A 17,947-nucleotide genomic window follows, 5' to 3' on the forward strand; every position below is an offset into this window, starting at 1 on the left:
CCTTCCACGCCTGCTGGAAGACTGCACCATCAAACCCCGGGATCAAACAGCTAGTGATCACGCTGGGCTACAGCATCGAGTACGGTGAGCGGGACGGATTCATCGATGACTTCTATCTCGTGCCAGAACTGCGCGGGCGTGGCGTTGGACGGCGGCTGCTCGCCTTTGCGCTGGACCGGGCGCGCGAGCTCGGGATCGAGATGCTCCACCTCGAAGTGGAGCAGGGAAATGGAACCGCACAGGGCCTCTATCGGGCGCGGGGTTCGAGGAAACCAGCCGTCGCTTGATGCGACGCGGTCTCGCCGACGGGTGAGGTCGCCGCATCGCGGGTCTTGACTGCGAACACGGTATCTCTGGGCTTCGGCAGGTGATGCTCGCCAGTCGTACGCTACCGTCGGAGAAAATAATTCACGGCTCCCGAAGCTTGCCTGAGCCGTGGCTGTCCCAAGCTCATCAGCAAATTCCACCACCTTGACGGACGCTACCGGCCGGGCGTGATTCCCGGTGGCTTCAGCCGATCAAGACACCGGGCCAAGGCGCAACCACGAGCGGAGAGCAAACCATCATGGCCCGAGAGCAGATCATTGCCGAGGATCGCTTCAGACGAGCGCTGTTGGTACTCCAGACCGCGGGTTGGGCTGACCCCGAGCATCGGGTTAAAGGGGATATTCAGGCTGCTGCAGTGGCAGTGATCGAAGCATACGAGCATTTCACCGCCGCTGGACTTGTTGCCGGCGCGGCAGATCGTCGGCTCGTTGCCCAGGCGGGGCAGTTTCTGGCGAGAGAACGTATGACCCATCGCCCTAGCTTGGGCCGTTCCGGACCTGGAGTAGGCTAGCGCCAGCATCGGCGGCGACCAACATCCCCAACATAAGCCTGCCGCCCGAAAAGCCGAAGGTCTCGTTCCAGGAATGCCGGCATCGGACTGATGACCGGCTGGAGACTATTCGGTTACGTATGGCAATCGGCCGCGAGATGGACGAGCTAGGCATCACCACACCTGCCGCTATCGGCGCCGCGCTCGAGATACCGGCAGCGAGGCGACCACGCTGCTGACCCGGCATCAATGGCGCGAAGGCGATGTCGAACGGCTTGAACCTGCGGTGGCTTGATTGGGAGTGAGGACGCCGGACCAGTAAAGCGCCGTCGCCGGTGATTGCACCTCACATGTCTGTTAATGGCGCGGATAGATTCGATCCAAGCAACATTACCCGTGGGGTGGGCGAGGAGCTATGCCTAGCGACAGATGGCCCCTCTCCGTCTGCCTCCCCCGTCACAGCTGTCTTTTTGCCCCAGAACGAGCGTGGTGCACAGATGGGCCCTACTAGCGTTGCTGGGGTAGGATAGGACCTGGGCCATGCCCGATCTCGTTTAGGGGCGCCCTATTTGCCATTCAAAGCCAATGCCGACCGCCGGCACCACATTCCACGCCAGCACCACAGAGTGACGAACTGGCCTGCCTACGAGGCGGGTCTGCGGGCACGCGGCAGCTTGACGGTGTGGTTCACGGCAGAGGCGATCGGGGCTTGGCGAGCTGAGCGGCGGACCACTCGGGGCGGGCAGCCGCGTTACTCCGCACTGGCGATCACCACGGCGTTGACCCTGCGGACGGTGTTCCATCTGGCGCTGCGCCAGACGGAGGGCCTCATCGCCTCCATCATCGGCCTGCTTGGCCTCGACCTCGACGTACCGGACCACAGCACAATGAGCCGCCGAGCGGAGACGCTGGAGGTACCGCGCCCGCGCCGCGGGCGTGAGCCCGTGCACCTGCTGGTGGACAGCACGGGGCTGAAGCTTTGTGGCCCCGGCGAGTGGCTCGTGGAGAAGCACGGCACGAGAACGCGGCGTGGCTGGCGCAAGCTTCATCTCGCCACCGACGCTGATACCGGGCTCATCGTTGCATCAGAGCTGACCGACAAGGTGCCGACGATGGCTCGCAGATTGGCCCGTTGCTCGACCAGGTCGAGGGGCCGGTGGCGTCCTTCATCGGTGACGGTGCCTACGACAGGGACGACGTCTACGCCGCGGTCGCTGCGCAGCATCCAGATGCCGACGTTATCATTCCGCCTCGCTCGAGTGCCGTGCGGAGCGACACGACTGAGACTGCGCCGACCCGCTGCGACCGACATCTGCAGCTCATCGCCGAGCGCGAGCGCATGGGCTGGCAGAAGATCTCAGGATACAACACCGGACCGCTTGTGGAATCCGACATTTCAAGATGGAAACGTGTCATCGGTGATGGCCTACGTTCGCAGACCGACCGGCGCCAGAGCACCGAGGTAGCGATTGCCGCCGACGTGCTGAACCGCATGCTTGAGCTTGGCCGACCGGAGTACGCCCGCATCGTATGACCCGAGACATGGGTCGGGCTCAATGCGTCCGATCCTCCGACCGGTGCAACACGCTGGCGACGGACATTTCTGCTCCCGATGCGAGAACAGGGCCGGCAGCTTGCCGGTGCAGGAGTAGTAGCGATACCGGTGCATGTTGGCCCGAGCCAGGCAGGCCAGACCGCACAGGCCGCAGCTGACCAGGCCCCGCAGCAGGTAGGGATGGGCCTTGTTGTTGCGGTGGCAAAGCGCCGGTTGCTGGTGAGCCGAGCCTGCACACGGTCGAACTGCTCCTCGCTGACGAGCGGCGGGATTTCGATCACCAGGATCCACTCCTCCCGCGGCGCATCCACCCGGCTCATGGCGGAGCGCTTGCGCGGTGCTTTTGCCGAGCGCCGTTCCAAGCTGCCGCGGCGGTGCCAGCGATTGCCATAGACCTGGCGGCATAAGCCGGGTTGGTCAGCAGGCCATGGATACTCGCCAGGTTCCAGCGAGCCAGGCCCGTCGAGGTTCGGATGCCGCGCTGCTCCAGCAGGCGTGCCAGCGAGCAGAAGCTGTGAGCTTCATCTGCATACCAGGCAAACATCTCGCGCACGATGGCTGCCTCGGCCTCCTCAATGCGGACACCTGCAGGATCGCGCGGACGATCTGGATCTACCCGGTAGCCGAAAGGCGCTCTGGTCCAGGGCAGCATCACTCCCGCCTCCAACTTGCGCTGGCGGCCACGCCGCATGCGCTCAGTGATCACCGTGCGTTCATAATCCGCCACCGCACCGCGGATCTGCAACAGCGGCTGATCATGGGGATCCTGGCTCATGGGACGGTCGAGGAACTGCACGCCGCAGCCATGTCCCTGCAGCTCTTCCAGCAGCAGGACCTGATGCACGTAGTTGCGCGCCAGCCGGTCCGGTGCGGTGATCAGGACCAGATCGAGGCTGCGGGCTGCGGCGCGGTTGCGCAAGCAATCGAGACCTGGCAGCCGCAGCGAAGCACCGCTGTAGCCATCATCGCGGAACACCTGATCAGGGAGGATGGCCCAGCCTTGCTGGTGCGCATGGCCGGTCAGGCGCTTGATCTGCTGCTCGACGGTTTGGGCCTGGGCCTGGCGTTGGGTCGATACCCGCGCATAAAGGGCCGCTCTCATGGCCATCCTCCCGCAGGCCGGGGCCGCGCAACCCGTCGGCAGACGCGGCGGCCATCTCCGTGGTCCAGGCCAACACCTCCTGATAGGCCCGATCCCATCAACGCTGGCCATCCGGAGCCGGCCGCGCCGTCCGATGCATGGTCCACTGGCATCGCATCTGTCCCTCCCGTCTGGAGGGACACAGCTGGGGTCATGCCGGCTCGCCTGGAGCGCTCCCGCAGCGTCAGCCGGGACCAGCTCCGGCGCAAGCGAGAGCGGCGAACCAAGCAGAATTTGTCATTTGCGATTAGGCCATCGAGCAAGACCATCAGCGCATGAAAGGCCGCACGCGATGTATGCGCGGGTTCAAGAGCTTCGCGTCAGCGGAGCGGTTCTGTCGAAGCTACGACGAGCTCCGCAGCTTCTTCTGTTCCTGCGCCCGCCACAACCAATACGTCTCTGCCCGCCGCCGTCGCCTGCCTCACCTCCGCCGTGCCATCACTGCACTCGTTATTCTTGGCGCGGCGTAACCAGAACCCAGCCACCACCTCACGTCGTCATGGTTGGCGCGAGTGCTGACAGAACCCAGCATCATCCCGCACCATGTTGCGCGGAACCGCCCGGCGGCAGATGCGTTGCGCTGCCAGTTCGGTGCGGAATGCTCGCAGCGGTACGGCGGGAGCAGCAGGGGATCGTATCAGTGGTCAGCAGTGATCCGGGAGCCCTGTGGGTGCATCATATGCGCCGCGGCGACTGGGAGGAGGCCTGGGGCATCAGCGAAGCGATGCTGCGCGCCCGCGCCGGGGTGCGGGACTGGAGCCGCCCACGCCACCTGCAGGCCGTCTGGGACGGCACGCCGCTGGACGGGCGGCGGATCCTCATCCGCTGCTATCACGGCCTCGGCGACACCATCCAGTTCATCCGCTTCGCACCCTTCGTCCAGGCCCGCGCATCCGATCTAACAGTCTGGGCGCAGCCGGCGCTTATCCCGCTGCTCCGTACGATGTCGGGGGTCGGACGCCTTCTGCCGCTGCATGACGGTACTCCGGAGGTCGCCTATGACGTCGATGTGGAGGTGATGGAACTGCCCCATGTCCTCCGCACCACGATCGGCACCCTCCCCGCCCAGGTCCCCTATCTGCACCTGCCCCGCCGGGACCTGCGGGCAGGCACCGGCTTGGCACACCCTGGTCTCGCAGTGGGGTTGGTCTGGCGGTCCGGTGACTGGGATTACGAGCGCCGCTCAGTGCCCTTCGGCCTGCTCGCACCGCTCGGGACCGTCGCTGACGTCGCGCTGCATATCCTCCAGCGCGGCCCTGCGCTGGAGGAGCGGACGCCCGATTTCGGCATCCTCTCCGGTTCCGACGACATCCTCGAGGCGGCAGCGGTGATGCGCGGCCTCGATCTCGTCATCAGCATCGATTCGATGCCGGCCCACCTAGCCGGCGCGCTCGGCCTCCCCGTCTGGACGCTGCTCGCCAGCGACGCCGACTGGCGCTGGATGGAGGAGCGCGAGGACAGCCCGTGGTACCCGAGCATGCGGCTCTTTCGGCAAAGGCGTTCCGGCGCCTGGGGCGAGGTCATCGCCCGCGTGGCTGATGCGCTGCGAACCCTTGCGGCGGCGCGCCGATCATCCGGCGCAGCTGGACGCCAGACGCAGCCAATAGGCAGCACCGTCCCATAGCGCCAGCTCACGGGTTCCGTTCAGCAGCACTGCAAATTCGGCCTGCGCCGCCATCGCCGCGACACCCGTCGGCCCACCACATCCTTGCGGTAGCTGAAGCTGAGGATCACCCGGCTGCCATTGCTGCGCAGCACCCGCCCCGCCTCCGCGACATGCCAGGCGGCCAGAGCCGTGCCACTGGCCCCCAGATACGGGAACACCTCCACCGCCAGCACGAGGTCGCAGGAGGCATCGGCCACCCCGGCCAGGTCATGGCCGGAGCCGACCGCGAAGCGGAGGTTGTCATAACCCTCGCAACGCTGCCGCGCCGCTGCGATCATCCCGGACGAAACATCCAGCCCCGTCACTTCGGCGGCATGCGGTGCCAGCGCCACTAAACTCGGCCGATGCCGCAGCCGGGGTCGAGCACAACCGGCCGCCCCGAGAGCAGGTCCTGGCGTTCCAGCCAGCGCACCAGCTCGTCGGTCGCCGCCCGCAGCAGTCCAGCATCCCCGAGGGTATAGGCGGCGACGCTCGCCTCCGGGCTGATGGCAACGAGGCGGTCGAACATCGCCCGGCTGGCGGCAATGGCCGTGGCCGGATCTGCCTCGCCGCCATGCACCGCGCCGGCCTGCACCATGCGTTCGAGCAACCCGAGTCCGTCCTGGTGCTGCCGCGCCAAATCCAGGAGCCGCTGCAGCCGCTCGCCGGCTGCGGCATCCGGCGCCGCGACCGCCTGTCGCTCCAGCACCGCCGTCACCGCCGCCACCGAGGCGCCGGGGAGCAGCAGGCGCATCAGCGCGACCGGCGCCGAGATCGCACCTGCCAGATAAACCTCCAGCGCCGGGCCATCCGCCGTCATGGCAGGAGCGAGCGCCCGATTGGCCAGGGACCGATGCCGAAATACGCCGCGAGCGTCGCGGCCACGTCGGCGAAGCCGTCGCTTGTGCCAAGCAGTGACGGGGGACCGGCATGGCGGAGGATCAGCGGCACCTCTTCCCGCGTGTGGTCGGTGCCGCGGAAGGTCGGGTCGTTGCCATGGTCGGCGGTGATGATCAGCAGGTCCTGCCCGGTGCAGGCCGGCAGGAGGCCAGTCAGCCAGCGGTCGAACCGCTCCAGGGCCCGCGCATAGCCCTGCACGTCGCGCCGATGGCCATATTGCGCGTCGAAATCCACTAGGTTGGCGAAGACCAGCCCCGCCCGTGTCGCCTCCCACACGGCCTCGATCCGCCGCATCGCATCGGCGTTCGAGGTGTCGGCCAGGTTTCTGCGATTCCGCGGCCGGCGAAGAGATCGGCGATCTTGCCGACCGCCTTCACCGGCAGGCCGGCCCTGTCCAGGGCGTCGAGGATCGTGGGCGGCGGCTGCGTGGCGAAGTCGTGCCGCCGCGGGGTGCGATGGAAGTCGCCCTCCTGTCCGATGAAAGGCCGTGCGATCACCCGGCCGATGTGCCAGCGGTCGGCATGGCGGCGGGCGACGGTGCAGATCTCCATCAGCCGCTCCACCGGCACCACGGATTCATTCGCCGCGATCTGCAGCACCGAATCGGCAGAGGTGTAGAGGATGGGCCGCTCCGTGCGGCAATGCTCCCCGCCCAGTTCCGCAATGATCTGCGTCCCGCTCGCCGGCAGGTTGCCGAGGCAGCGGATGCCGGCCTCGGCCTCGATCGCCTGCGCGAGTGCGGGCGGAAAATGCTCGAACACCGCGAAGGGCTGCGCCAGTTCCACACCGGCGATTTCCCAATGCCCGGTGGTGCTGTCCTTCCCGGCGGCACGTGGTCGCATCCGGCCCCAGCTTGCCCCGGCCGGCGCGCCCTCGGATCCCATGATACGCCCAAGGCCCAACGACCAGAGCGCCGGCAGCCGCAGGCCGGTCGTGGCGACGAGGTGGCCGAGCGTGTCAGCGCCGACATCGCCGTAATCTCCGGCATCGAGCGCTTGGCCCACGCCGACGCTGTCGAGCACGATCAGCAGGCACCGCATTAATCGCTGCCCCGTATGGCGAGGCGCCGGCGGAAGGTCGGACAGTCCTCGGCGCCCCAGAAATACTTGTAGGTTTCGCGGCCCCGCAGGAAGTCGGCATGGGCTATGCCCTCGGCGATCGCCGCCTCGACCGCCTGCCCTACCAACAGCATGCCGGGACTGACCCGCTCGAGCTGCGGGTCGAACCCACTGATGAGAGCCGTGCGCGGGTGCACAGAAAGGGTGCAGATCTTCGCGGTGTGGGCTTCGGGGCGCCTCGGGCACCGTGATGCGCGTCGGTTTTGGCCTGCCTCGGAAGGCTAAGGGGCGGTGCGGACAGACTCGTCCTATGTCAGGCTGCCGCAGTGTGCAGCAGGGTAACGGTGCGCCGGAGATTATAGGCTATGGCAGCAAGCCGCACCTGCAGACCTGCCTTGGCAAGCCCGAGCCAGCGCATCCGCCGTAGGCCATAGCTGCGCTTCCAGGTGCCGAACACCTTCTCGATGCGGCAGCGGACCCGCCGGACCGCCGCGTTGTTCGCTTCGAGCCGCGCGAGGGCGTCCGGGCCGCGGCCCCAGATGCCGGTCCACACCGTGCGCGGCCGGCCGCCGCGGCTGATGATCAGCCACTCCGCCGACCCGCCGGTGAAGGCGCTGTCGCCATAGACGTTGCCTGGCTCCGGTGGCAGCACCGCCGCCAACTCGGCTGCATCGTGCACGTTGGCCGTCGTGACCTCGACACCGCGCACCAGGCCGGCACCTTCGTCGGTCGCCACGTGCGCCTTGTAGCCGTGCACCGGCTTGCGCCGGCGGTGCCCAGACCACTTGGCCTCGCGTCCTGCCTGATGCTGGCGGACGGAATGATCGTCGCGTCCACCAGAGCGCCGGTGCGCACCATCACGCCCTTGGCCTCGAGCTCGCGGGTGACGGCTTCGAATAGCACTCGATCCAGCCCACGCTGAGCCAACTCGCGCCGGAAGCGGACAAAGGAGGTGCGCTCGGGCGTCGGCTCGTGGGCGGCGAAGCCGCAAAAGCGGCGGAAACTGGCGCGGTCGTCCAGTGCCTCGGCGAGCCTCACGTCCGACAGGTCGTGCCAGGTAGCCAGCAGCAGGGCTCGGAACAGGGCCACTGGCGGCCAACCCGCCTCGCCCTTCGTCGCCGCTGAGATGCCAGCCAAGGTACGATCGATCTCGGGCCAGTCGATGAGCCCCGCTAGCTCCATCAGCGATGCGCCAGAGCGCGGCTCTGGCCGCGCGATGAAGTCTTCTTGACCGATCCGACGCCGCGCCATGCCGACCTCCGTCGCCTGCAGGACAAGCGAATCAGCCAGAGCGTAGCGCGTCCAAACACATCCGCGCATAGACCCTATGAGCGAGGCCGGCATTTCAGCAAGCATGCCTGGTCGGCTGTTATTCGCCTGGGAGGCTGTGTGATGACGACTGCGCCTGCACTGCTGCCGGACCTGCGGACCACGCTCGTGGTTGTTGTGGAAGTCTCAAAGACCGCTTGGGTGATTGGCGCCCATGTTCCGGGCTTGCCTGGGGTTAAGGTCAAGCAACGCCTTGAGCCACGAGCGGAGGCGCTGCTCGACGCGATCGCGCGGCTGAGGCTGCGTGCGGCCGACAAAGGGGGGCCTCGTTGAGCGCACCATTGCCGCCTACGAGTCCGGCTACTCCGGCTTTTGGCTGGCGCGGGTTCTCCAGCGTGCCAGCATTGCGGTCCATGTAATCCAGCCTGTGAGCGTTCCGGTTGACCGGCGGGCCCGTAGGGCCAAAACCGACACAATCGACGTCGACTTGCTGTTGCAGACTTGCCTGGCCTTCCTTCGCGGAGAACCTCGGGTCTGCTCCATGGTGCCGGTGCCCGATGAGGATGATGAAGACGCGCGGCATCCCGGGCGCGAGCGCGAGGAACTCGTGGCAGAGCGGATCGCCCTGACGAACCGGATCGGCGGCGTGCTGACCACACTTGGCGTCGAGGGCTACGACCCGCTCCGGCGCGACCGCCGCCACCGGCTTGGCCAACTCCGGACGGCCCTGGGCGCGCCGTTACCGGCGCACGCCAGGGCCCGCATCCTGCGGATGCTCGATCGGCTCGAACTCGTGCTTGGGCAGATTTCGGCCCTCGAGGCGCAGCGCGACGCCGTCCGTACTGGAGCGAGCCGAACAGATTGCCCCGGCCGAGACGATGATTAAGCGGCTCGCCAGCCTGCGCGGGATCGGCGCACAGACCGCAACCTTGCTGGTCGGGAAGGTTTCGTCAGAACATTCCGATCAGCCAAAGCACTCGGATCCTACGCCGGCCTGGTCGGCACGCCCTTCGCCAGCGGCGGCATTGAGCGGGAGCAGGGCATCACGAAGGCCGGTAATCGTCGGCTGCGAACAGCGGTGGTCGAGCTTGCCTGGCTCTGGCTCCGCTACCAGCCCGGTAGCGGCCTCGCCACATGGCTCAGGCAGCGGCTCGGGGAGGCGGGCGGGCGCATGCGCAAGGTGCTCGTCGTCGCGCTCGCCCGGAAGCTGCTCGTCGCGTTGTGGCGGTTCGCCACCCAGGGTCTTGTCCCGGAGGGCACCGTAGCCAAGGCCGCCTGACGGGCCTGCAGCTCCCGCCAGGGCCAGTCTCACCGGCTGCCCTGCTGGGGTCGAGGTGATGGTTGCCGAATGAGACAACGGGCGCCCCGCGCTCCGCCGCACAGAATGGCACCATCCCCTTGGAGCTTCGCTGGTCCGGATGCCGGACCTTGGTGGGGACGTTGTCCCGCCGGATGCGAGGTTGGCGAGCGAAGCTCGTCAGGTACGAAGCTCCGCCTCGACTATCACCAGGCTCAAGCAACCGTCCGGCGACACCCATTGTCGGGTTGACAGGAGAAACCTCATGCGAGGGCTCATGAGCTGGCCGAGACCAGGCACCGCGCCGCGCTCAGCAGCCGGCGCTTGCGGGTGAAGCCGACCGGGCCGAGGAAGCAGTGCGCGCCCGCCGCAAAGCGAGGCCGGACGGCATCCCGCCAGTAGCGCTCGTGCTCCGCATAGGGGAAGACCTGATCCACCTAGCAGGACGGGCATGCCGGCGCGGCTGCCGGCCTCAAGCGCCATGTGCTGGTTCTTCTCCGGACGGATCCGCCCGAGGACCATGGCGTAGTCGCGGCGGCGCAGGGTCGTGCGCAGCGCTTCGACGGCACGCCGTTGCTGACCGGCGGCAGCAAGGTGGCACAGCATGGGCAGGCCCGGTGCTGCGACCAGGAGACGGCGTGGAGCCAGGTCCCCGGCCGTTCCAGCCGGAACACCTACGGTGGGTACCAGCCCGGCGGTAGGTGCAGCGTCACCAGCACCGGCACGCCCGGCAGCGGGAGGTAGCAGTGGAAGTCGATGCCGTGCATATGCACGAGCTCCACCGCATGTCGGTAGAGCGCCGCCTGAATGGTGCGGGCATGCGCGACCTCGGTTGCCGCCCGCACCTCATCCGTGATGGTCCCCGCCGGCATCGGCGTCGCCAGCAGCGGGCTCTCCGTGCGAGACCCCGCGCAGGCGGCGACGATAGCCCGGTGGCCGAAGCGCGGCAGGTTGCGCTCGACCAGGCCGAGCACCTCTTCTGCGGCGCCCACCGCATCCGGCCCGACCGGGGAAAAGGGGGTAGGCAACCTGGAGGATGGTGAGGCTCACGCCGCAGGCTCCAATCCGCACGCAAGCAACGCATCGCCGACCAAGCGGCGGAAGCGCTCGCCGGTCATGCCCCAGGGGAAGTTCTCGTAGAACAGCCGCCCGTCATGCGGTGGCGCGGTGAAGTCGTAGTGCGGGGCCAGGCGAAACCGCTCCGTGCCGATCGGAAAGCTGGTCAGCACCTGCCGCTGGGTCGAGAAGCAGTCCGTCATGCGCCGCTTCAGGGCGCAGGCCTCCGGGGAGAGTGCCAGAGCAATGGGCGCCGCGCCGCTCCCGGGCAGGAAGCCGCCGGCGACCTGCCTGCGGGTCCGGCGTGGTAGCCTGCCATCTCGATCAGCTGCGGCCCGGGCGAGAGCCGCAGGGCTGCATGGACGGCGAAGGCCGTGGCGTCATGATCCGGATGGCCGCCCTCATAGGCATGCGTCACCACGACCTCAGCGCCGGAGGCGGCCAATTGCACGGCCAAGCGCCGCGCCAGCCCGGCGAGGCCAGCGACGCCGCTTGGTCCGGGATGCCGAGCGTTTCCCCAGGACCCAGCCTGACGAGGCGCATCGCCGCCGCCAGCTCCTCCCGCCGCGCGGCGGCGTAGGCGGCGCAATCGGGGAAGCCGTGCGCCGAGACATCCCTTGCATCGCGCGGCGCGCCATCGGTGACATGCAGGACCTAGGCGCGCGGCAGCCGGCGCAGCTGGGCGCCGAGGCCGATAGTCTTGTCATCCGGATGCGCCCCGACGACCACCAGGCGGCAATCGGTGGTGGTGCTGCCGGAGGCCAGCCAGGCCAGGAAGTCCGGCATCGCGCCTACTCACCCGCCAGAGCCCCGGCCATCACCGATTGATCCGGCCGCTCCGCTGCCGCATTGAGCACGCCGCGCTGCTGCAGCACCCGAAAGGGCACTACCGTCGAATTCGCCTGTGCCGGCCGGCCGGCGAGCAGCGAGACCGCCTCGCGGTAGCCGTTCAGCGTGCCGACATCCACATAGACTTCGCCCGTGCGGACGCCGTGAGCGGTGCCACCGGCCGCCAGCCAGGCATTGACCAGCGTGCCGATATACTCGTCGCCGCGCTCCGGCTGACGCCACAGCGCGTGCAACTCGTGCAGCACGCGGCCCGGCATCTTGAAGGCGCCCCACACCCAGCGGCTCCGCGCACCGGTCTGCTTCACTTCGATCTCCAGGACGCGACCCGCCTCGTCCGTCACCACCGCATCGAACAGCTCCGGCCGCTCTACCGGGAAGAGCAGGAAGGAGAAGCGATCATCCGGCAGGGGCCCCAGCGCCGCTTCCGGAAACCAGATCGTATCGGGCAGCCCGATCACTACGGGCTCCTCCGGCCCGATCAGCGGCAGGGCGCAGAAGATGGCGTCGCAGAGCCCGCTTGGCTCCTGCTGGACCACATAGACGATGCTGGCGTTACCGATGCGCGCCCCGTAGTAGTTGATGATGTCACTTTTGCCCGGGGCGATGACGAAGCAGATCTTGTCGACGCCGGCGGCGACCATGCGCTCGATCAGATGCTCGCTGACGGCCCGCGGCCGTTCGACCCCGTCCTCGATCCGGCTGCCGATGGGCAGCAACTCCTTCGAGAAGGCCAGCGGCTGGATGCGGCTCCCGATGCCTGCGGCCGGGATAATGCCCCACATGCTCACCCTCCTGTCGCCATTGGCGAGTTGATGCTCTCTAGCGCGGCCTCGAGGTCAAGGGCCCGCCGGTCAGAGGTGTGTTCCTCGAGAGTGCGTTGCCGCGCCCGCCCCGCAGCGCGGCGAAGCTCCGCGTCGCTCAGGCCGAGCGCCGCCAAGCTGTCCGCGGTCGACCCCGCAACGAACACCTCCGCGCCCGGCGCATAGAAGGCATCGAGACCCTCCCACCAATCCGTCAGGATCGGCGTGCCGCAGGCCGCGGCCTCGAACAGCCGGCCGGACGGGCACCAGCCCATCGCCGCCATCGCTTGCCGGGTGACGTTCAGCGTCAGGCGCGAGGAGGAGAAGAAGGCCGGATGCTCCGGCGGCGGCATGTGGCGGACGAAGAAGATGTTTTGCGCCCAGGGGAAATCCGGCGGATAGAGCGCGCCGCCGATGACGAAGCGGCGATCGGGCAGGCGCCGCGCCGGCTCCACAAAAAGGCGTTCCAGCGCCTCCTGTCGGTCCGCCGCATAGGTGCCGAGATAGGAGAAATCGGCACGGTAACCCTCCACCGCCGCAACCGGCCGATGGGCGTCCGGATCCACGCTGCCATAGAGCGGGGCGACACGGCGCGCTCCAAGTAGCGTTTGCAGCCGCACCAGTGCCTGGCCGCCGGTATAGCTCAGCGCCAGGTCGAAGCCGTCGAGTCCCTGCCGCGGCAGGTAGTCCGGCCAGTCGCCAGCCGCCATCCGGTCGAGCGTCACCGGCGTATCAAGGTCGTAGAACACCCGCGCCTGCACCGCGGAGCCGAGGACGAGGTCGGATGCCGCGACCCCGTCGGGGCAGAAGGAGGTGACAATGGCGACATCGCCTGCCGCCACCGCCTGCGCCGCCCGCTGCCGGACCTCACCCCATTCGGCATAGAGCACCGGCTCGACGTCGGGCATGTCGTGCAGGTCGCGGTGCTCGGCGTAATAGGGCACGTTGCGCTCGAAGAAGACAACGCTGTGGCCGCGCCGCACCAGGGCGCCGCACAGGGCTCGCCACAGGGTCGCATGGCCATTGCCCCAAGAGGATGTGATGGTCAGGCCGAAGACGACGAACCGCATCAAGCCGGTATCCGACCGTGATGGCTGCCGTTGCGCCTCATGCCGCGCGTCGCTCCTCGTGCTCTAGACGGCCGATCAGAAGGCCAAGCACCGCCGTCTCCTCGGGTTTGAGGCAGGCCACCTCGTCGCGCAGCTCCGTCTGCGCCTCGGCCTTGATCTGCAGCGCTAAGCTGCCGCCGAGATAGTGGTCGAGCACGCCGGGATGCACATAGCATTTGCGGCATATAGTCGGCGTGTTGCCGAGCCGGCTCGCCACATGCTCGATGGCACGCTTCACATTGCGTTTCGCCGCGGCATGGGTATCGAACTTCTCGAATTCTTGAAGCGCGAGGGCGGCGAGGACAGTGCCTGCCCAGGTGCGAAAATCCTTTGCGGTTACTTCGCTCCCCGCAGCCTCCCGCAGGTATTCGTTAACGTCGCTGGAATCGATGCTGCGGACGGAGCCGTCGGCATCGACATAGCGGAACAACTCCTGCCCCGGCAGGTCTTGGCATTCGCGAACGATGCGAGCGATGCGCCGGTCCGAGACCTGCAGGTTCCAGGTCTTGCCGCTCTTGCCCTTGAAGGAGAAGCGCAGCCGGCCCCGCTCGACCTCGACATGATCGTCATGCAGCGTGGTCAAGCCATAGCTTTGGTTCTGCTTCGCGTAATCGTCGTTGCCGACACGGATCAGGGTTGTCTCCAGCAGCCGGACCACAGTCGCCAGCACCTTCTCGCGTGGCAGTCCGGTGAGGCGCAGGTCAGCCTCGACGCGGGCACGGATACGCGGCAGGGCATGTGCGAACTCCAACATATGGGTAAATTTCGCGGCGTCCCGAGCCTCGCGCCAGCGGGGGTGGTAGCGGTACTGCTTCCGCCCCTTCTCGTCGCGTCCCGTTGCTTGGATATGGCCGTCAGCATGCGGACATATCCAGACCTGGGTCCAGGCGGGCGGGATCGCAAGGCACCGGATGCGCTGGAGAGTCTTGGGATCGCGCACCGCGCCGCCCTTTGGGGCGCGGTAGCTGAAGCCCTTGCCGATGCGCCGCCGGCCGATGCCCGGCGTCTCGTCCGAGACATATCGCAGCGCCGCTTCCCGCGTCGTGATACGGTTCTCCTCCTCCGCTAAGGAGGCAGTATCCTTGGCCATGATAGACGCCTTGGGCCAGACGGCCGATAGGATGAGAACCTTTGCCGCGCCGCACGGTTCCGCGGTCGCCTTAGCGTGCATAGCGCTGGATCATGCTGGCGCAGAAGTCGGCGAATTCCGCTTCGACCAGCGGTGGGCTGGTATGGTGCGGCGCGATCCCGCGGTGCTCCGGCGTGAAGCAGAAGGTGACCGTCACATCGAACTCCGCAAGCGCCTCCATTTGCCGGTCGAACCAGGCCAGCGCATTCGGCCGGAAGCTGTCGGCCCAGGACAGGCCGGTCCGCAGGTACTTGACGCCCAGCCGCCGCATCCAGGCCACTGCGTCGTCCAGCCGAGGATCCTCGTAATGGAACCATTGGCAGAGGCCGATGGCCGGCGTGTGATGGCCGAACTCCTCGAGCGCGGGCTTCGGCGTGCCGTCTTCCCGCAGCAATCCCATGTAGAAATGTCGGTAGTAGGAGGACCCCTCCGCCTCGCGGTGTCGAGTCGTGGCGCCCCAGGCCCGCGGGAGGTCATACAGGCTGTACCAGTGGATACGCGGGGTTTGGCTGACCAGCAGCTCGGCGCTGCGCTTCAGCCCCCAGGCTTGGACCTCCTCCGCCCCGAAGGAGGACACGCCAACCTCGGAAACCCAGATCGGCAGGCGGGTGACGGCCCGGATCTCCTCAATTTTCGCTGGCCATTCCCCGATCTGCCAGAGGTTCCAGTCCAGCGGGAAGCCATGCACCGCGACCACGTCGAGGTGCTCGAGCACGCCCTTGCCGCTCAGATTCTCAATGAAGCTCGGATCGATGGGTGAGATGCCGCCAAGCGCGCGCGGCAAGGTCGGATGCACTGACCGGATCGCTTGGCAGGCGGATTTTGCCATAGTGGCGAACAGGCTCCAGTCAGGATCGAGTTCCGGATCCCAATGGGACTTGTTGTTGGGCTCGTTCCAGATCATCGCCGCTTCGATCATGCCCGGCGCTCCTTGACAGGGTAAACAGCTTCGGCGCCGGCCGGCGAGTCGACACGCCGGCAAATATAGACCTCTGGCTCCGGATGGGCGGTGACGGCGAAGCCGGCGCTGCGCAACATGGCCTCGACGCAGGCACGGTTCGGCACCCACCAATTGGTTCCATCATGTGCGTAGCGGTGCTCGATGAAATGGAGCTTGGGCCAGTCGGGCCGGTCGAACTCCGCCGTGTCCCAGAAGTCGTAGTCTTCCTGCACGGGCGCGGCCGTGTCGGCTCCGCGCTGCATGGACTGGAACACCAGGCAGTCGCGGGCGACGTGCTCATGGATCAGGTCGAGCGCCAACAGTGGATGTCTCAGGTGGTAGAGCACTCCCATGAACAGCACCACATCGAATTTCTCACCGAGCGCCCCGACATCATAGACCGAGAGCTCGCGGAACTCGATGTCGAGCCCGGACACCTCGGCGGCAAAGCGTGCCTGGGCGAGATAACCCTCGTCGGAGTCGACGCCCAGCACCCGTGCCGCGCCACGTCGCTTCATCTCGAGCGAGTAGAACCCGCCGTTGCAGCCGATATCGAGGACGCTGAGACCGGTGAGGTCCTGCGGAACGGCCTCGGCGAAGCGGCGCCACTTCACCGTGGGGTAGTCCCCGAGGAAATGATTTGGTGCTGTCGGCACGCCACGAAGATCGATGTTGTGGAACCATTCGCCGAGCGCCCTCGCCCGGCGTCGGATCTCGTCGGCATCGAGAATGGCACTCATAATGTCACGGCCTCATTCATCCAAAGCACCTTCGTCCCCGTGCCGTACATCGCCATGGCGCTGACAGAAGCGGGGCCGATCTCAAATCGCGCGTGAAAGTCCATTGACAGGCCGAGGCACCAAGCTAAGACGGACTTGATGACATCGGCATGGCTGACGATTGCAACGGACGCCTCGGGATGCAGCGCCTCGATTCGCCGCACGCCTGCGACGGCCCGAGCCTGGGCCTCGGCCATTGATTCGCCGCCCGGCGGCCGTCCGCTGGCGCGCTCGGCATTCCAACCCTGCCAAGCCGGATCCGGGTTGAGCCGGTCGAAAGATGCGCCGGTCCAACGCCCAAAATCGATTTCCTCGAACTCCGTGGCGATGTCCGCCGCGAGCCCGCACTGCTGCCCTATTACGGCGGCCGTCTCCCGCGTCCGGGTGAGCGGGCTGGTGTAGAGCGCCGCCAGACCCTCCCGCTGCAGACGGCGGCCGAGTCGCAATGCCTGCTGCCAGCCGGCCTCGCCGAGCGAGACACCTGGCATCCTGCCGCACAGCACGCGGCCAAGCAGCTCGTGTTCGGCATGGCGGACCAGGAAGATCGTGGTCGCCACCCGCCTCAGCCCTCGCTAGCGATGAAGTGGAGCGTCCTTTCCCGGGCTTCGGCATCGGTGAATTGCTGCGGCGGCGATTTCATGAAGTAGCTTGCAGGGCCGACAAGTGCGCCGCCGACACCGCGATCCAGGGCAAGCTTCGCGCAGCGCACCGCGTCAATGACGATGCCCGCCGAATTGGGCGAGTCCCACACCTCCAGCTTGAGTTCCAGATTCAGCGGCACACCGCCGAAGCCGGTACCCTCCATGCGGATATGAGCAAATTTGCGGTCGCCCAACCATGGCACAAAGTCGCTTGGGCCGACATGCACGTCACCTTCAGGCAGCGCCGCATCCATCTGGCTGGTGACTGACTGCGTCTTCGATATTTTCTTGGAAACAAGACGTTCCCGCTCCAGCATGTTTAGGAAGTCCGAGTTGCCGCCGAAATTTAATTGATAGGTGCGTTCGAGCTGAATGCCACGCTCGCGGAACAGGTTGGTCAACACCCGGTGTACGATTGTGGCGCCAACCTGGCTCTTGATGTCGTCGCCAATCAGCGGCAACCGGGCCGTCTCGAATCGCTCGCGCCAGTCGCGGTTGGACGCGATGAAGACCGGGATGCAGTTCACGAAGGCGCAGCCAGCCTTGAGGGCCTGCTCGGCATACCATTCGGTCGCCTGCTGCGATCCCACCGGCAGGTATGATACCAACACTTCAGTCCCCGTGCGGCGCAGCGTCTCCGCCACATCCGCCACCGGCTCGTCCGATTCTTGCAGTTCCTCGCGCAAATACCGTCCAAGGCCATCAGCGGTCCTGCCGCGCTCGACAATCACGCCCGTGGGTGGAGGCGCCGCGAATCGGGCCGTGTTGTTGGGCGAGGCAAAAATGGCCTCCGCTACGTCGCGCCCGACCTTGGCAGCGGTTATGTCGAAGGCTGAGGCAATGACGATGTCTGCAACCCGGTACCCCCCAATCTCCTGCGTCATTAGCCCGGGGACCGCACCATCCGTTGCGGTATTGCTATAATAAGCCAATCCTTGAACAAAGGATGACGCGCAATTGCC

Annotated in this window: 21 protein-coding genes and 3 pseudogenes; 5 read left to right on the forward strand and 19 right to left on the reverse strand. The window is 66.9% G+C overall.

Going from position 1 to position 17,947, the window contains the following annotated elements; all coding sequences use genetic code 11:
• A partial coding sequence (locus tag AC5JJ6_RS08390; protein ID WP_496041600.1) for a GNAT family N-acetyltransferase occupies positions 1-287 on the forward strand: 287 nt, incomplete at its 5' end.
• A 194-nt stretch (positions 288-481) separates the two neighbouring features.
• On the opposite strand, the gene AC5JJ6_RS08395 is transcribed toward AC5JJ6_RS08390, so the two are convergent.
• Positions 482-799, reverse strand: a complete 318-nt coding sequence (locus AC5JJ6_RS08395) for a hypothetical protein (protein ID WP_496041601.1) — start codon at positions 797-799, stop codon at positions 482-484.
• 587 nt (positions 800-1,386) lie between these two features.
• Between AC5JJ6_RS08395 and AC5JJ6_RS08400 the strand changes: the two are divergent.
• Positions 1,387-2,351: pseudogene (locus AC5JJ6_RS08400) on the forward strand (IS5 family transposase).
• 337 nt (positions 2,352-2,688) lie between these two features.
• Here the strand turns inward: AC5JJ6_RS08400 and AC5JJ6_RS08405 are convergent.
• On the reverse strand, positions 2,689-3,474 hold the full coding sequence (locus tag AC5JJ6_RS08405) for a recombinase family protein (RefSeq protein ID WP_496041602.1): 786 nt from the start codon (positions 3,472-3,474) through the stop codon (positions 2,689-2,691).
• Between the two features lie 718 nt (positions 3,475-4,192).
• Here AC5JJ6_RS08405 and AC5JJ6_RS08410 point away from each other — a divergent pair.
• Positions 4,193-5,137 carry a glycosyltransferase family 9 protein gene (locus tag AC5JJ6_RS08410; RefSeq protein WP_496041628.1) on the forward strand — a complete coding sequence of 315 codons (945 nt, stop codon included), beginning with the start codon at positions 4,193-4,195 and terminating at the stop codon, positions 5,135-5,137.
• Between the two features lie 20 nt (positions 5,138-5,157).
• Here AC5JJ6_RS08410 and AC5JJ6_RS08415 read toward each other — a convergent pair whose 3' ends face one another.
• The 7 genes and pseudogenes from AC5JJ6_RS08415 to AC5JJ6_RS08445 form a co-directional block, all read right to left on the reverse strand.
• Complete coding sequence (locus AC5JJ6_RS08415; protein WP_496041603.1) at positions 5,158-5,511, reverse strand: class I SAM-dependent methyltransferase; 354 nt, start codon at positions 5,509-5,511, stop codon at positions 5,158-5,160.
• Positions 5,511-5,978, reverse strand: a complete 468-nt coding sequence (locus tag AC5JJ6_RS08420; RefSeq protein WP_496041604.1) for a hypothetical protein — start codon at positions 5,976-5,978, stop codon at positions 5,511-5,513. Before AC5JJ6_RS08420 ends, AC5JJ6_RS08415 begins: the two co-directional genes overlap by 1 nt.
• Positions 5,975-6,334: a hypothetical protein gene (locus AC5JJ6_RS08425; RefSeq protein ID WP_496041605.1), complete on the reverse strand. Its 360-nt coding sequence runs from the start codon at positions 6,332-6,334 to the stop codon at positions 5,975-5,977. Before AC5JJ6_RS08425 ends, AC5JJ6_RS08420 begins: the two co-directional genes overlap by 4 nt.
• Positions 6,292-7,098 carry a phosphopentomutase gene (locus AC5JJ6_RS08430; RefSeq protein ID WP_496041606.1) on the reverse strand — a complete coding sequence of 269 codons (807 nt, stop codon included), beginning with the start codon at positions 7,096-7,098 and terminating at the stop codon, positions 6,292-6,294. The genes AC5JJ6_RS08425 and AC5JJ6_RS08430 overlap by 43 nt, the downstream gene beginning before the upstream one ends.
• On the reverse strand, positions 7,098-7,313 hold the full coding sequence (locus tag AC5JJ6_RS08435; RefSeq protein WP_496041607.1) for a GNAT family N-acetyltransferase: 216 nt from the start codon (positions 7,311-7,313) through the stop codon (positions 7,098-7,100). Before AC5JJ6_RS08435 ends, AC5JJ6_RS08430 begins: the two co-directional genes overlap by 1 nt.
• 116 nt (positions 7,314-7,429) lie before the next feature.
• Positions 7,430-8,107, reverse strand: a complete 678-nt coding sequence (locus AC5JJ6_RS08440; RefSeq protein ID WP_496041608.1) for a transposase — start codon at positions 8,105-8,107, stop codon at positions 7,430-7,432.
• Positions 8,059-8,472: pseudogene (locus tag AC5JJ6_RS08445) on the reverse strand (transposase); the annotation flags it as partial. The pseudogene AC5JJ6_RS08445 and the gene AC5JJ6_RS08440, both read right to left, overlap by 49 nt.
• A 36-nt stretch (positions 8,473-8,508) precedes the next feature.
• Between AC5JJ6_RS08445 and AC5JJ6_RS08450 the strand changes: the two are divergent.
• A pseudogene (locus AC5JJ6_RS08450) lies at positions 8,509-9,664 on the forward strand (IS110 family RNA-guided transposase).
• Positions 9,665-10,356: 692 nt separating this feature from the next.
• Here the strand turns inward: AC5JJ6_RS08450 and AC5JJ6_RS08455 are convergent.
• Together AC5JJ6_RS08455 and AC5JJ6_RS08460 are read right to left on the reverse strand one after the other, a co-directional pair.
• Complete coding sequence (locus AC5JJ6_RS08455; RefSeq protein ID WP_496041609.1) at positions 10,357-10,674, reverse strand: hypothetical protein; 318 nt, start codon at positions 10,672-10,674, stop codon at positions 10,357-10,359.
• 54 nt (positions 10,675-10,728) lie between these two features.
• Positions 10,729-10,941: a hypothetical protein gene (locus AC5JJ6_RS08460; RefSeq protein WP_496041610.1), complete on the reverse strand. Its 213-nt coding sequence runs from the start codon at positions 10,939-10,941 to the stop codon at positions 10,729-10,731.
• 155 nt (positions 10,942-11,096) lie between these two features.
• On the opposite strand from AC5JJ6_RS08460, the gene AC5JJ6_RS08465 reads away from it, so the two are divergent.
• Positions 11,097-11,318 (forward strand): hypothetical protein, encoded by a 222-nt coding sequence (locus AC5JJ6_RS08465; RefSeq protein WP_496041611.1) that lies wholly within the window; start codon positions 11,097-11,099, stop codon positions 11,316-11,318.
• A gap of 74 nt (positions 11,319-11,392) precedes the next feature.
• Here AC5JJ6_RS08465 and AC5JJ6_RS08470 read toward each other — a convergent pair whose 3' ends face one another.
• From AC5JJ6_RS08470 to AC5JJ6_RS08505, 8 genes are all read right to left on the reverse strand, one after another.
• The gene (locus AC5JJ6_RS08470) at positions 11,393-11,524 is read right to left on the reverse strand and encodes a hypothetical protein (protein WP_496041612.1); all 132 of its coding nucleotides are present in this window, start codon (positions 11,522-11,524) and stop codon (positions 11,393-11,395) included.
• Between the two features lie 5 nt (positions 11,525-11,529).
• Positions 11,530-12,369, reverse strand: coding sequence for a nucleotidyltransferase family protein (locus tag AC5JJ6_RS08475; protein WP_496041613.1), 840 nt, complete (start codon positions 12,367-12,369; stop codon positions 11,530-11,532).
• Positions 12,370-12,371: 2 nt separating this feature from the next.
• Positions 12,372-13,457 carry a CgeB family protein gene (locus AC5JJ6_RS08480; RefSeq protein ID WP_496041614.1) on the reverse strand — a complete coding sequence of 362 codons (1,086 nt, stop codon included), beginning with the start codon at positions 13,455-13,457 and terminating at the stop codon, positions 12,372-12,374.
• A 37-nt stretch (positions 13,458-13,494) separates the two neighbouring features.
• Positions 13,495-14,586, reverse strand: a complete 1,092-nt coding sequence (locus AC5JJ6_RS08485; RefSeq protein ID WP_496041615.1) for a DNA topoisomerase IB — start codon at positions 14,584-14,586, stop codon at positions 13,495-13,497.
• Positions 14,587-14,656: 70 nt separating this feature from the next.
• Positions 14,657-15,544, reverse strand: coding sequence for a glycoside hydrolase 5 family protein (locus AC5JJ6_RS08490; RefSeq protein ID WP_496041616.1), 888 nt, complete (start codon positions 15,542-15,544; stop codon positions 14,657-14,659).
• Positions 15,541-16,305, reverse strand: a complete 765-nt coding sequence (locus AC5JJ6_RS08495; protein ID WP_496041617.1) for a TIGR04290 family methyltransferase — start codon at positions 16,303-16,305, stop codon at positions 15,541-15,543. Before AC5JJ6_RS08495 ends, AC5JJ6_RS08490 begins: the two co-directional genes overlap by 4 nt.
• Entirely contained in the window at positions 16,302-16,901 is a 600-nt protein-coding gene (locus AC5JJ6_RS08500; protein ID WP_496041618.1) for a histidine phosphatase family protein, read from the reverse strand. Before AC5JJ6_RS08500 ends, AC5JJ6_RS08495 begins: the two co-directional genes overlap by 4 nt.
• A 5-nt stretch (positions 16,902-16,906) precedes the next feature.
• Positions 16,907-17,869 carry an inositol-3-phosphate synthase gene (locus AC5JJ6_RS08505; RefSeq protein ID WP_496041619.1) on the reverse strand — a complete coding sequence of 321 codons (963 nt, stop codon included), beginning with the start codon at positions 17,867-17,869 and terminating at the stop codon, positions 16,907-16,909.
• Between the last annotated feature and the right edge of the window lie 78 nt (positions 17,870-17,947).

It is taken from the genome of Skermanella sp. (assembly GCF_059503625.1).